Source organism: Microcoleus sp. D2_18a_D3 (assembly GCF_036702455.1).
In the GTDB taxonomy this organism is placed as follows: domain Bacteria; phylum Cyanobacteriota; class Cyanobacteriia; order Cyanobacteriales; family Microcoleaceae; genus Microcoleus.
The window spans coordinates 45,770-58,169 of the sequence record NZ_JAUBTK010000040.1 but is presented as its reverse complement, the minus strand read 5'-3'; the positions used below and the strand labels follow the sequence as shown (position 1 = coordinate 58,169).

The 12,400-nt window shown below is 46.9% G+C and carries 17 protein-coding genes; 10 read left to right on the top strand and 7 right to left on the bottom strand.

What is annotated here, in order from left to right:
• From QUB06_RS18810 to QUB06_RS34725, 3 genes are all read left to right on the top strand, one after another.
• On the top strand, nt 1–1,568 hold a 1,568-nt coding region (locus QUB06_RS18810), incomplete at its 5' end, for a CHAT domain-containing protein (RefSeq protein ID WP_333436561.1).
• Between the two features lie 536 nt (nt 1,569–2,104).
• The gene (locus QUB06_RS18805; RefSeq protein ID WP_333290038.1) at nt 2,105–2,344 is read left to right on the top strand and encodes a hypothetical protein; all 240 of its coding nucleotides are present in this window, start codon (nt 2,105–2,107) and stop codon (nt 2,342–2,344) included.
• Nucleotides 2,345–2,394: 50 nt separating this feature from the next.
• Entirely contained in the window at nt 2,395–2,601 is a 207-nt protein-coding gene (locus QUB06_RS34725; RefSeq protein ID WP_445251399.1) for a hypothetical protein, read from the top strand.
• A 106-nt stretch (nt 2,602–2,707) separates the two neighbouring features.
• On the opposite strand, the gene QUB06_RS18800 is transcribed toward QUB06_RS34725, so the two are convergent.
• Nucleotides 2,708–3,187 (bottom strand): ATP-binding protein, encoded by a 480-nt coding sequence (locus QUB06_RS18800; protein ID WP_333290046.1) that lies wholly within the window; start codon nt 3,185–3,187, stop codon nt 2,708–2,710.
• Between the two features lie 431 nt (nt 3,188–3,618).
• On the opposite strand from QUB06_RS18800, the gene QUB06_RS18795 reads away from it, so the two are divergent.
• On the top strand, nt 3,619–4,755 hold the full coding sequence (locus tag QUB06_RS18795) for a SpoIIE family protein phosphatase (RefSeq protein ID WP_333436560.1): 1,137 nt from the start codon (nt 3,619–3,621) through the stop codon (nt 4,753–4,755).
• Nucleotides 4,756–4,811: 56 nt separating this feature from the next.
• Here QUB06_RS18795 and QUB06_RS18790 read toward each other — a convergent pair whose 3' ends face one another.
• From QUB06_RS18790 to QUB06_RS18775, 4 genes are all read right to left on the bottom strand, one after another.
• Nucleotides 4,812–5,138: an STAS domain-containing protein gene (locus QUB06_RS18790; RefSeq protein WP_041623653.1), complete on the bottom strand. Its 327-nt coding sequence runs from the start codon at nt 5,136–5,138 to the stop codon at nt 4,812–4,814.
• Between the two features lie 238 nt (nt 5,139–5,376).
• Entirely contained in the window at nt 5,377–6,009 is a 633-nt protein-coding gene (locus QUB06_RS18785) for a helix-turn-helix domain-containing protein (protein WP_333436559.1), read from the bottom strand.
• Between the two features lie 351 nt (nt 6,010–6,360).
• The gene (gene dps / locus QUB06_RS18780) at nt 6,361–6,909 is read right to left on the bottom strand and encodes a DNA starvation/stationary phase protection protein Dps (RefSeq protein WP_333436558.1); all 549 of its coding nucleotides are present in this window, start codon (nt 6,907–6,909) and stop codon (nt 6,361–6,363) included.
• A gap of 70 nt (nt 6,910–6,979) precedes the next feature.
• Nucleotides 6,980–7,240: a ParB N-terminal domain-containing protein gene (locus QUB06_RS18775; RefSeq protein WP_190733544.1), complete on the bottom strand. Its 261-nt coding sequence runs from the start codon at nt 7,238–7,240 to the stop codon at nt 6,980–6,982.
• 63 nt (nt 7,241–7,303) lie between these two features.
• On the opposite strand from QUB06_RS18775, the gene QUB06_RS18770 reads away from it, so the two are divergent.
• The 3 genes from QUB06_RS18770 (at nt 7,304) to QUB06_RS18760 (ending at nt 8,710) form a co-directional block, all read left to right on the top strand.
• Nucleotides 7,304–7,441: a hypothetical protein gene (locus QUB06_RS18770; RefSeq protein WP_333436557.1), complete on the top strand. Its 138-nt coding sequence runs from the start codon at nt 7,304–7,306 to the stop codon at nt 7,439–7,441.
• A gap of 133 nt (nt 7,442–7,574) precedes the next feature.
• On the top strand, nt 7,575–8,042 hold the full coding sequence (locus QUB06_RS18765) for a type I restriction enzyme HsdR N-terminal domain-containing protein (RefSeq protein WP_333290057.1): 468 nt from the start codon (nt 7,575–7,577) through the stop codon (nt 8,040–8,042).
• Nucleotides 8,039–8,710: a hypothetical protein gene (locus QUB06_RS18760; RefSeq protein ID WP_333290059.1), complete on the top strand. Its 672-nt coding sequence runs from the start codon at nt 8,039–8,041 to the stop codon at nt 8,708–8,710. Before QUB06_RS18765 ends, QUB06_RS18760 begins: the two co-directional genes overlap by 4 nt.
• 76 nt (nt 8,711–8,786) lie before the next feature.
• Here QUB06_RS18760 and QUB06_RS34720 read toward each other — a convergent pair whose 3' ends face one another.
• Together QUB06_RS34720 and QUB06_RS18755 are read right to left on the bottom strand one after the other, a co-directional pair.
• Complete coding sequence (locus QUB06_RS34720) at nt 8,787–8,870, bottom strand: hypothetical protein (RefSeq protein WP_445251401.1); 84 nt, start codon at nt 8,868–8,870, stop codon at nt 8,787–8,789.
• Nucleotides 8,836–9,471, bottom strand: coding sequence for a DUF1345 domain-containing protein (locus QUB06_RS18755; RefSeq protein ID WP_333436556.1), 636 nt, complete (start codon nt 9,469–9,471; stop codon nt 8,836–8,838). Before QUB06_RS18755 ends, QUB06_RS34720 begins: the two co-directional genes overlap by 35 nt.
• Before the next feature lie 194 nt (nt 9,472–9,665).
• Between QUB06_RS18755 and QUB06_RS18750 the strand changes: the two genes are divergently transcribed.
• From QUB06_RS18750 to QUB06_RS18740, 3 genes are all read left to right on the top strand, one after another.
• Nucleotides 9,666–9,920 carry a hypothetical protein gene (locus tag QUB06_RS18750; RefSeq protein WP_333147632.1) on the top strand — a complete coding sequence of 85 codons (255 nt, stop codon included), beginning with the start codon at nt 9,666–9,668 and terminating at the stop codon, nt 9,918–9,920.
• Nucleotides 9,921–10,002: 82 nt separating this feature from the next.
• Nucleotides 10,003–11,082 carry an Hpt domain-containing protein gene (locus QUB06_RS18745; protein ID WP_333436555.1) on the top strand — a complete coding sequence of 360 codons (1,080 nt, stop codon included), beginning with the start codon at nt 10,003–10,005 and terminating at the stop codon, nt 11,080–11,082.
• Between the two features lie 174 nt (nt 11,083–11,256).
• Nucleotides 11,257–11,721, top strand: a complete 465-nt coding sequence (locus tag QUB06_RS18740; RefSeq protein ID WP_333436554.1) for a Fur family transcriptional regulator — start codon at nt 11,257–11,259, stop codon at nt 11,719–11,721.
• Nucleotides 11,722–12,400 lie beyond the last annotated feature (679 nt).

Sequence of the window (12,400 nt, the reverse complement as noted above, 5' to 3'; positions counted from 1 at the left end):
ACAATCCAAATAATCCCAATAATCCCGACAATCCAAATAATCCCAATAATCCCGACAATCCAAATAATCCCAATAATCCCAATAACCCCAATTCGCCCCCCATATCACCAAGGGATAGATTGCCATTTGATAGAGGGCGATCGCTTTTCCCCGATCGCAACCAACCCTTTAGTCGCCAACAGCGGCAGAACCAAAACAGAATATCGCGAGATATAGGAAAACCGCGAGACAGGATGCCGCCCGAAAGAATGCAATCTCCCAGAGGACTGAGAAATTTCATCAATTCAAATATCAGAGATTCAGTTATTCAGTCAGCATTTCGCGGCGATATCGGCAGGAATTTGGAAACCGGCAATATATCGGCCGCTTTGTCTCTGCTGGACAAATCTTTCAGCCAAGAATTCGGGGAATATTTAGGCATCAACATCAGGGACGAGTTGGTATCCCCAGAGGAAATTCAAAAAAAATTAGCATCGGTGGGCGCACAAACCGGCACGAAACCCAGCTTAATTTATCTGTTCTCGCAGCCCGAAGAATTAAATTTAATGCTGATAACTTCTTGCGGGGAAGTGGTTCACAAAAGTGTGCCGTCAGCGAACCGGCAAGAACTTCTGAAAGTTGTAAATGAGTTCAGGGGTGAGATCACCAAACCGGGGGTGCGGGCTACTACGAGTTATCTACCATCTTCCCAACAGCTTTATAAGTGGATGATTGCGCCTTTAGAGGCCAGTTTGAAAAGCTGCGAAACGGATACTATTTCCTTTGTGGTCGATCGAGGTTTGAGAGGTATGCCCTTTGCTGCTTTGCATGACGGACAGCAATTTTTGGTGGAAAAGTACAATCTCAGCCTGATGCCCAGCATTAATTTAACAGAGACTCGCTACGTCGATCTCAGAAATTCTCAAGTTTTAGCAATGGGTGCCTCGGAATTTTCCGAATTGAATCCTTTGCCGGCAGTTCCTGCTGAAATAGCCGCTATTTCTAGAGAGTGGCCGGGAGTTAGTTTTCTGAATGAGGATTTCACTGTGGATAATTTGAAGCGACAGCATCAAAGCCAACCTTTTGGGGTTATTCACTTAGCTACTCACGGCGAATTTCGACCTGGAGTACCGAATAATTCTTTTATTCAGTTTTGGAATAGTCGGCTGCGACTGGATCAATTGCGGGATTTGAGATTGAATGATCCGCAGGTGAATATGTTAGTTTTAAGTGCTTGTCGGACTGCGGTGGGAGATGCACAGGCGGAATTGGGTTTTGGGGGGTTGGCGCTGCAAGCCGGGGTGCAAACGGCTTTGGGCAGTTTGTGGTATGTGAGTGATGAAGGTACTTTGGGATTGATGAGTGAGTTTTACCAGCAGTTGAAGACGGCGCGAATTAAGGGGGCGGCGCTGCGACAAGCGCAAATTGCGATGTTGCGGGGAGATGTGCGTTTGGAGGGCGGCCGATTGCGGGGTTTGAGTCGGGGTGAGGGGGTGGAGTTGCCGGCTTCGCTGCAAGGGTTTGCGGATTTAAAGTTGTCGCATCCTTATTATTGGTCGGCTTTTGTGATGATTGGGAGTCCTTGGTGATGGGTGATTAGTGATTAGTGATTTGTTATACAGCACTTCCGGGTGTTATGAGGTACAATAAGAATAGATAAAAAAAATACACCAATGAAAGCATATTCAGTAGATTTGCTTTCCACAAATAGTAGCAGCCCATCAATATCAGAAGCTGTCGATCTGAAAAACAGCAGCGATATTTTCCGTCAGTAAAAGCTTAGTTAAAAAACTGGTCAAGCAACAAAAAATAGAGGGGAATTTACAGCCGAAACCCTGGGGGAAACCGAGATACAGTCATTTGAATAATTCCACAGCTTCTTTGAGAGAAATAGTGGCAGCACATCCCGATGCAACCTTACTAGAATTGTGTGAGTTATTTGCCCAGAGGACGGGAAATTGGGTGGGTAGAACAGCCATGTGTAACGCCTTACAAAAGTTGGGATTAAATCGTAAAAAAAAAACAGTGAAAAGTAGCCAAGCAGGCACTGAAAGAGTCATGAAATTAAGGTTAGAGTATTGGGAAAAAGTCAAGCATATCGAGCCAAAAAATCTAGTCTTTTTAGATGAGACTGGAGTATTACGCTTGTTTAACCAGAACTCATGCTTCCAACGAGGCACTCCTAGCCTATGCGGTCAAACCTTTTTATCGAGGCAAGAAAGTCACAGTAATTGGTGCAATTAGTTTCCCGCGAGTAGTGGCATTAATGACCATAGACAACTCGATGGATAGTCAAGCATTTGAGGTGTTTATCGACAAATGCTTAGTGCCACAATTGTGGTCGGGAGCAGTAGACGTGAATTGATAACTTACCAGCGCATAAAGTAGATTCAATTAAGCCCGTAGATTGAAGCGGTGGGTGCTTCTATCTTGTGTTTGTCCCCATACTCTCCTGATTTTAATCCAATTGAATTATGGTGGTCGCAACTCAAATCTTTATTGATCCAGTTTTCACCAACCACCACTAAAATGGTTGACACCATAATTGCTGTGGCTCTTGACTTAATTAATCCGAAACATCTTAAAAACTGGTTTACTAATTGCTGCTACTGTACCTCATAACATCCGGAAGTGCTGTAAGAGTCACCCAGAGTTCTGAGGGAAGGGTTGAGGGGCTACCCTCAACGCTTACCCGCTAAAAATATGTAGGGCCATCGGCATGCCGTGGCTATTTTCGAGAGTCGATACAGGGCGAATAATTTTTGACCATCGACAAACAGTTCCGGCCATCAGCCATTCTCTCGTAACTAATACTGTCTGCGATGTCTTTGATTAATTTTAGACCCCGCCCGCCCGGAGAGTGAATATCGACTTTTTCCGAAATATCTTTGATTTTTTTCTCTAAATCAAACGGATCGCCCCAGTCCCAAATTTTAATCTCTAAAGATTCAGCGAACACAGCCACCTGAATGTCAACAGGCAAATCCGCTGGTTTGCCCTTGTGGGCGTGACGCACCGCATTCGTAAAGCCCTCAGCCAAAGCCAACTGACACCTTATCCACACACTTGTAGGAATTCGCGAGTCGTACAATTGTGCAAACCACGACAAAACCCAGCTTAATCCATTCAGACCTGTATTGACTTGAAGATCCGCTTTTTTTAGCATCGGCAACTTTTGGGAACCCTTTAATTCAATCACGCTCACCACAGAAGTTCTTCATCGGCCCGTGGGCAAAATACAACGAGACAAAATACAACCAGATAAAATACAACGAGACAAAGTATAACGGCGGCAAAATTGAATGGTAGTTTGAGGATACTAGCTTTGGTGGGCCGTGGATCAATGTCTAATCCACTAATCGGTTAGCCACTATACCATAAATAGCATTTTCATGTCAACCAGCGGCTGTAGCAAATAAAAGTCTATAAAAATTTATATTCTGAGTATAAACTGAGTGAAGTTCGATCGCGCCAAATTTCCATCAAATTTTAACGTAAATTGAACTCAACGACCCGCCCTCAAAAGAATTACCTCGAAAGCGATGTCAATCAACTATACTCAATCTCAGACAAGGGCGCTGACAGGATATATTTTAAATGACCCCCAGACCTTGAAAAACTTGTAGTACCTAAGTGCCCATGTTTCAAATTCTGGTTATTGACGATGATACGGCTGTTCAAGAACTGCTGAGAAGAACCCTGAAAAAACAGGGTTACGAAGTAACAGTAGCAAGCAATGGCGAAGACGGTGTAGCCCAGGCGCAAAAATTGCGTCCGGCCCTGATAATTTGCGATTGGATCATGCCGCGCTTGACCGGCATCGATGTCTGCCGTCGAGTTAAGGCAGATCCGGATCTGTCAACTACACAATTCTTTTTGTTGACTTCTTTGGGTTCGATCGCCGATCGAGTCAAAGGCCTCGACGCCGGTGCCGACGATTTTATCTCCAAGCCGATCGAACTCAACGAGTTACAGGCAAGAGTACGCGCGGGATTGAGGCTGCACCAACTCAGCCGAGATTTGAAAATAGCCAAGCAAAATCTGGAAGCAGAGTTAGCCGAGGCCGCCGAGTACGTGCAATCCTTGTTGCCAGATCCGATGAAGGAACCTTTCAGTATCGAAGCAAAATTCATTCCCTCCCGGCAGTTGGGGGGAGATTGCTTCGACTACAACTGGCTAGATGCCGATTATTTGGCGATTTACTTGCTAGACGTAGCCGGTCACGGTTTGCGGGCGGCGCTGCCTTCGGTGGCCGTGCTGAATTTGCTGCGATCGCGCACGCTCCCCAACATAGACTACTACAAACCCAGCGACGTTTTGCGGGCCCTGAACACCACCTTCCAGATGAGCTACCAAAATGACAAGTATTTCACCATCTGGTATGGCGTTTACAACCGCATTTCTCGCCAGCTAGTTTATGCCAGCGCCGGCCATCCACCGGCCGTGTTGATTTCCCAGTCCCCTGCGAGCACCGCTAAAATCCAGCGATTAAAAACCCCCGGAATGCCGGTCGGGATGTTCCCCGACGCCCCCTATGTCGATAATTGCTGCGATGTCGATGATTTGAGCACTCTCTACATCTTTAGCGACGGGGTATACGAGATCCACCAACCTGACGGCAATATCTGGGGGCTTGACCCTTTCGTAGATTTGTTAGCAGCTTACAACGGTGCAAGTGCCGACCAGTTAGAGCTGGTTTTGAACTACATTCAAAAGTTGAACGCTAAAGCAGTTTTTGATGATGATTGGTCTTTACTCAAGGTAAATTTTGGCTAGCTGACTTCTTGCATTGCATCTGCGACCAAATAGCAAGAAGGCAGCAGTCCAAAGATTTAGTTAGTTGAGAGAATTTTGCTATTAAAAGCATCGCGGGTCTGAAATATCTCGAAAACTCGATCCATGCTGGTGAGTTCAAATAAGATGCGGATTTGCTCGTTGATAGAACAGACAACTAATTGACTCCCAGCGGCCCGGACTGTTTTGAGCGCCAAGACTAAAGCGCCCAAACCAGAACTATCCATAAATGTCACATCAGTGAAGTCTATCAATACCACATCGGCTCCCGCTTCCACTAGGTCGCTAATCTCTTGGCGGAATTGACTTGCCTTGGTGCCGTCTAAAATGCCAGAGGGCTGAATAATTTTAACTACAGGACTCATATTTTGCGGTGGGAATGTCAGAATTTCTAGCCAGACTAGGCTAGTATAGCTGCGAGATGGACTCCGATCCAAATAAGAGAGGGGAAAGCGCCAGAGCCTGAGAGCAGGAGAATAGTTTTGAGTGCAAAAGATGGTGTTCGTCGCGGATCGTAACGCTGATCACACTCGCAGCGCTTCGCCGGGAGTGATTTTTGAGATAGAGACAATCTTGGTTTTGCCGAAGGCCTTCTGGTATTCATCAAACTGGGCTAACTTTGGCGCGGTAGAGCAGTTTGTCGCCTTGTCTGTAGCCTGTGTAGCGGACTTTGACGGGTTCTCCGGGATCGGCTGTTCCTTCCATGAGCTGGTGCTGTTGGGGGTTGTAGGGAATCTGGGCTCCGACTGGGGCGATCGACTCCACTCCCCAATGCTCCAATAACTGCTCGACGGGGCGCAGCAAGGGCAGTAGTTTCTGAGCCCGCAAGTTGTGATTTTCCTGAGCTTTGCTCGCAGCAGTCGGCCACTGCAACATCCAAGATTCTAAAATTTGCACGCTAGATAGCTGGAATTCCTGCATCAAAGATTCTCGCTGCTGTTCGATCGAAGCTTGCAGGCGCTGATATTCTTGTTCTAGGGCTGTCGGTGGTGCCTTTTCTAACTCTACATAGTTTGGCGTCAAGGTTGCCAGCAGTTCGGGTAAGGAAATTTGCAAAGCTTGACTAATTTTGAGCAGGATGTCGGCTCGGGTTTGCAGGGCTAAGCCGCGACGAAGGCGACTTAGCTGGATCTCGGAAACTCCCGCTTTTTGGCTGAGTTCTCGATCGCTCGAAAGCCCCGCCTGTTCCATCAGGCGTTGCAGTTGAAGAGCATAATCTGGAATATTGGCAGTCACGAAAAACTCATCCAAATTAACTATTAGCCGGGAAGTCCCGGGCGTATATTTAGAGGGGATTAATCAGAGCGCTGGGCCCCGTACCCCGTTGGGAATTACTCCTTGGGATGAAAGGCTCGTCGGGTTTCGGTACCGAAACCGACAATTATTCTTTTATACCCCAAGATGATCGGGAAATACTCTGATACTATATTAGCAAGTGGGGGTGGAACTACCTCACTATAAAAAGCATGAGAAAAAAAAGGAAAAAGAAGCCTGCAGTCTAACTGTACTCAGTTGACCGTCAGGTTTGTTCACGGAAATACATCTGTGGGGCGGACTCCCGCGCCCACCCCACAACTGTTTTTGTGGCTATTTGACGGCAACTTTTTCGGGGGCGGCTGTTGCAGTTGTCGCAGAACCTTGCAAATGCGCTTCTAGGAACCACAAACGCTTGTCAATTGTCCGCGAAATTTCCGTGTACAGATCCGCTGTATCGGCGTCGCCGAGTTCGTCTGCTTTGCCGATGGCGACTCGCAGGTGTTTGGCGTAGGGTGCGTAGCGATCGGCCAAAGCCGTCACATATTCTTTCCCGTCTAAAATGTCGAAAGGAAACTCTGGCAGGATGGAATCTGCGGCGGCTGTGCGGGCTGTTCCTACAGCCAAACCGCCCAAAGCTGTGACCCGTTCGGCAACCAAATCGATGTATTCTTCGAGTTCTGTTGCCATTTCGTCAAATAGCAAGTGCAACTGGTAGAAGTCCATGCCTTTAACGTTCCAGTGAGCTTGCTTGACTTGAGTTTTTAAGTCCAGAGTCGTTGCTAGCGTGGCGTTGAGCAGCCCGACTACTTGAGAGCGGGTGGCGGCTGACATATCGATGCGAGTCGGGTAAAGATGTTGTTTGTGGTTGTTGGTAGTCATAGGTTTTTAGCTTGTTATTAGTGATTGTCGATCGAATATCTTTGCCTGTGGTGAATTTCTGTTGAGAGGCTCAGGCTAGGTGCATCTGCAACACCGCACGGGGAGCTCGGCGTACTTTACAGCGGATAGTTTCTAAACCGAGACGCTGGCAAGCTTCGTAGCGGTGGCAACCGGAAAATCCGTAATACTGACCATCTACTTCTAGCACATCGATGGGTTCGTTTAAACCTACCTCGCGGATGGATTCCATGAGGGCGGCGACTTTGGTTTGGTCGTTGACTCGCGGCAGGGGGCGGCGAATCTGGTTGAGGGGTATTTCTTCGATCCTCATGGCGGCTCTCTTTTTTGCTTCTTATTAAATCATACTCGTAATGACTTCGTTTTAGCAATAAATATGTCAGGAAATTTTGAGATTGGCAGAAGGGGGGCGTGCGATCGCCCGTTTGCTGTAGTGTCGGGGGATGGAGGGCGATCGACTTTGGGTGGGAAAATCAGGATTAAAATTGCTGTCCCATCAACATCAACTTGGTAGATCAATTGATTGTCCGTGTCTTGACGTTTAAATGACCTAATTTGAATGCCCTCAAGTTATAATTTTGTTACGCAAAGCTTAGGCTAGTCGTTGATTTACTACATCGCCAATAAATTTGCTGCGATATAATGCCATGATAAAAACATCCCAACCAGATATTGTTGTGACAAGCCAAGAGGGGGAATATCTGATGATCGTTGAGGTAAAGCTCAAAGACATCAGTATCAACGATCAACTTATTGCACAGCTTAAAAACAATATGGCATCTATTGGTTGTTCAGTTGGACTTGTCGTAACTGGTGAGCGTGTGATTCTCCTCCGCGACTCCTTAGAGAAGTACAATGGTGAGTCAATTGATGTAGTTGGTGAAGCGAAACTTCCAGATTCTTTGCTACCACAGGCAGATGAGCAATGGAAAGGACAACCTGGTGTTGAGTTTGAATCACGAGTTCAGCGATGGCTTGAGAAACTGAAACTGACTGGTAGTATGGACAACCTCCCAAATGATTTAAGAAACCTACTTGGGGAACCAATAATGAGCCTTCTCCGAATTGGGGAAGTGAGGGCGGCTGGCCCTAGATGGAGTAAGAGTGCAAAGTGAAACCCAAAGCAGTTTTAGTGGAAACAAATTGGGTAGTGGATGTTATTGCTCCAGCACACTTGCAAAGTCCACAAGCTATTCAGTTGCTTCAACGCGCTCAGGCTGGTGAGTTTAAGTTATATGTGCCTGCAATATGCCTTACAGAAGCACGTGAAACCCTACCTCGAAGGTTTTCCCCACGCTCTCGCTCTGATGATTTACGCAAATTTGTGAGATGGGCAACAGATGAAGGTCGAGTCAGCGCTGAGGATGCCGATGCCGCACGTCGGGTATTTGCTCAATTTGATGGATTAGTCGCAAATGAACTGACGAAAGTTTCAGAACGACTGCATGAATTAGCGAACCATCCTAGTCTCAACGTCTTTCCGCTTTCAGAGTCTATGCTGGAGCGCCAAGTATCTATTGGTGCAATGGATGATCTCTTCCTTAAGCCGTATGATTTAGCTATTTTGGCGGCTGTGATAGTTAAATCTGAAGAATTACAGCAAGAGGGGCATCCCTGGGTTGGTTTCTGTGAGCTAGACTCCGATCTTCAACCGTGGGACAAATCCGGTTCCCGGAAACGTGTTCTTAGCGATCTCTACGATGATGTCCGAATATTCGTGTACGCTAACTTCCTACTAGAAGATGTAAGTGAGCTTCCCGATGCTTGGACTACTTCAATTTAGCAATTACCACCTAACTATTATTAGGATGAAAGTTTCCGCATCATACTCTAAATCATACCACTGCGACTTAATCCTCTCAACTCAATCCAGCAATAATATTGACACTGATAGCCAGAATAGCGGTGTTAAAAAAGAACGACAGCACGCTGTGAAAAAGCACGAGATACCTCGTCGAACGAGAAGTGATCTGCACGTCTGCAACGCCGGCAAGTCATCCCAATACCAAAGGAGAAATATAAAAAATCTTTGTAGTCAGGTTCCTCGTCGCCCGGAAAACCCAAACCCCCCGCCTGTAAGTAACTGCCGTGCTGCTTGCTGCGGTTTTTGTAGTAGCTGCGGGCATAGTGCATCGTGAAGATAGTGTGTACCTGCATCCAAGACCCAACAATTGTTAGGACAGAAAGTCCCAAGTGCAGAAATAGCAAATTCGGCGACAGGCCTTTGGTATCGCGCAGCAGAAAGAAAATGGCTAACAAGCTAGCAAAAGCCGCTGCCACGATCGTACTTAAGATTGTTAAGCGGCCAGCGTCCAACTGCTGAGCGTGGTGGCGCATCATTTCGGGAGTGCCTTGCAGCATCAGCATCCAAGTCAAAAGCAGGAAACTGACAGCGCCCGCGTTCCAAATGCACAGCGTCCGAGTCAGGGGGAGATAGTCAGGCGGCAGGAACACAGCAACTGCCATAGCAAACAGAACAGACACAAACAGGCGGTGCCGGACGCTCCACACCCAGTGCATTTTAGATGGGGAAACATTTTTCACAGATATCTAGTGTAATTTAGGCACTGTAAGGGTTAGAAAATCTCAACTACTGCTATCTGGCCCGGAAATCCCATACAAATAGCTATGAATTGGTAACACGCAGTACAGATAGGATTTTTCATGCCTTTCGATAGATCGATCGACCTCAACCTTCTAGGTAGAGTGGGAGAAAAGATAAATTGTGGCTTGAAATTATGGCATCCTCCCAACCCCTCAAAGGCCTTGAATTGATCGACTGCGCCAAAGCTAACGCCCAACAAGGAATCGCCACAGCCGCGAAGCTCTGCGGCTACGGAAGCGACCTCAACACCTTCGAGCGGGAACTGAAACAGGCTTGCCAAGACATCGGCGTCGAAGTCAAGGAGTTAAACGACTTGATTACGACTCAGCAGATGATGAAACAAGGAATGGGTATTGAAGTCGCTCCAGATACTCCCTCAGAACTCTAGGCTCAATCTCCACCGCAGCAGTTTTAGAGCTAAGATTGCCCCGACACCAGTATTTTGAGTCTGCTAGCTGAGGCAGGCTAGAATGTTTTGCATGGGAGCTTCCGACTTTAGCAAGGAGTCGCGTTTTCTCCCGCGAAGAGGGTGCTTTCTGGAGGGTGCACAGATTGTTAGGAGGACTGTCGTGTCAGATCAGCAAGACCGAATTATGCGTTTGTTTATAGAGGAGGCTAAGGAGCACCTCGATACTCTAGAAAATGGTTTAGTGGATTTAAAGTCCACGATGAAAGACCCCGAAAGCGTCCAAGAGATGTTTCGAGCCGCCCATTCCGTGAAAGGAGGGGCGGCTATGCTGGGCTTAGATAGTATTAAAACAACCGCTCACCGCTTGGAAGATTGTTTTAAGGTGCTCAAGGACGGGCCCGTCAAGCAGGTTGACCAAACGGCAGAATCCCTCTTTTTAAAGGGAGTTGATACGCTTAAGGACTTGCTGGGGCGACTGGAGGGGCCTTTCGGCTTGAGGAATGAGGAGGGAGAAAAACTCGTGCAGCAGGTGATGCCTGTTTTTGCTCAACTCGAAACTCACCTCAATAAATTGGCGTCGGGCAAAGTGCAGGCTGCTGCTGGGTCTAGTACCCGCGCCGCTCCAACAGCGGGCGCTGTGCCGGCGAATTTTGCTGTTGAAGTGATGACTTTACTCAAAGAAATGTTGCAGGTGTTCAAGCAGAAAGAATCGGCTGCTAGTCGCTCTGAGTTGACGGATGTGTGCGTTCGCCTCTATAAGTTGGGAGGTAAAATAGAGACTTGGCAAAATTTAGTAAAAACAGCTAGAGCAGCGATCGTTAATCCCAAAAACTCTTATAAAGTCTTAGCTCCGTTGATTATCAAAGAACTCAAGGAAGCTGGCGATTTAGTACAAGTGGGGAAAGTCAAGACGATCGTTCCGAGTAAAAATTTGCTACTTTTGGCAGCAAGCCCAAAACCAGCAGCCCCAGCAGCCCCAGCAGCCCCAGCAGCCCCAGCAGCCCCAGCAGCAGCGTCGAAGCAAGTAGCTCTTCCAGCCGAACCGAAGGCGGTAGTCAAGCTTTTGCTCAAAACTTTCAACAAAAAGCAACTCTCGGAAATCGCCAAGTTACTGGTTAACGCCATCAAATCCTCGAACTAGGATGTGTGGCAGTAGAAGATAGAGTTGAGCAGCAACTCGAAAAAATTCACTCAGTCGAGATTTTTGCCCTCTACCTTCTACTGTTGGGCAAGCCTGCGTTAGAATTAGTGGATATGTAGGCGTGCAATGTTGTACCAGAATTAAAAATCGAGCAGGCTTTATAAGGCGGTAGCTGTGAAACCAATTCGTTCATTAGAAGATGCTTTAAACCGCTGTCAGGCGATGGGAATGCGCTTGAGCCGCCAGCGTCGATTTATTCTAGAACTTTTGTGGGAGGCAAAAGAACACCTCTCCGCTCGCGAAATTTACGATCGCCTCAACCAACAAGCGCATTCGATCGGTCATACTTCTGTCTATCAAAATCTAGAAGCTTTGTCGAGAGAAGGGATTATTGAGTGCATAGAACGCTCGGAGGGACGCTTGTACGGCAACGTCAGCGACTCTCACTCTCACGTCAATTGTCTTGATACGGCTCAGATTCTGGACGTTCATGTGGAACTGCCGATCGACTTGATCGAACAAATCCAAGAGCAAACGGGTGTCAAAATTGTAGACTACCGGATAGATTTCTACGGATATCGAGCGGCAGAGTCCGCCACGCAAACATCAAGTGTCAGCGATACGCCAAAGGCTTCGTAACGGATAAAGCAGCGGCTGTTGGAAGCAAAACCGAGCTTTGTGCTCGGTCGATCGGTTGTATAAAATTATTTAAGTATTTTGCTGGGTTCGCTCTGTTTTTTTGCACTGGCCAGCCGGAATTCGGCACAGGCGAAAAAAAATGAAAACCGAAAAAGGAAACTCGATCGACAAGTTGGGCGATCGGGAATAAAATTTACGAGTAAACCAAAAAAATCACTCCTACCCCCTACAGGTAAAAGTGTAGACCAAATCCGGTTTAACACCCCTTTTATTTTTTAATAGGCTTGGAGTGGAGCAAAATTTGTGCATTATTGGTTTCAAACGCTGAGTCCGATAGTGGAATTTCTGACCCGGATTTAATATGAGAGCTTATTTGAATCCCTCCCACAATTCATGTGCAGAGTCAAATCTAAAATCTAAAATCTAAAATCTAAAATCTAAAATTGATAGACTGACGGGGCTTTATACTGTTTTTTTCTGCTAAACAGCCCCCGGATCTGTCAATAACTGTTTGATAACTGGTATGATTTACGTGCTTCGAGAGCCTAAAATACTCGGAAGCAACCAGTGGGGCCAGACACAAACCTCACTATAAAACGCCGTAGAGGGAAAGATTGCCAGTACCTTGAAGGAAGTTCTCGATCTCCTTAACAGGAGTTAGAAGCCGACATCACAATCT

Excerpts from the sequence above, each read along its gene's own strand:
- QUB06_RS18805 (WP_333290038.1), top strand. The coding sequence starts at position 2,105 with ATGAGACTGGAGTATTACGCTTGTTTAACCAGAACTCATGCTTCCAAC.
- QUB06_RS18795 (WP_333436560.1), top strand. The coding sequence starts at position 3,619 with ATGTTTCAAATTCTGGTTATTGACGATGATACGGCTGTTCAAGAACTG.
- QUB06_RS18790 (WP_041623653.1), bottom strand. The coding sequence starts at position 5,138 with ATGAGTCCTGTAGTTAAAATTATTCAGCCCTCTGGCATTTTAGACGGC.
- dps (WP_333436558.1), bottom strand. The coding sequence starts at position 6,909 with ATGACTACCAACAACCACAAACAACATCTTTACCCGACTCGCATCGAT.
- QUB06_RS18775 (WP_190733544.1), bottom strand. The coding sequence starts at position 7,240 with ATGAGGATCGAAGAAATACCCCTCAACCAGATTCGCCGCCCCCTGCCG.
- QUB06_RS18770 (WP_333436557.1), top strand. The coding sequence starts at position 7,304 with ATGTCAGGAAATTTTGAGATTGGCAGAAGGGGGGCGTGCGATCGCCCG.
- QUB06_RS18765 (WP_333290057.1), top strand. The coding sequence starts at position 7,575 with ATGATAAAAACATCCCAACCAGATATTGTTGTGACAAGCCAAGAGGGG.
- QUB06_RS18750 (WP_333147632.1), top strand. The coding sequence starts at position 9,666 with ATGGCATCCTCCCAACCCCTCAAAGGCCTTGAATTGATCGACTGCGCC.
- QUB06_RS18745 (WP_333436555.1), top strand. The coding sequence starts at position 10,003 with ATGTTTTGCATGGGAGCTTCCGACTTTAGCAAGGAGTCGCGTTTTCTC.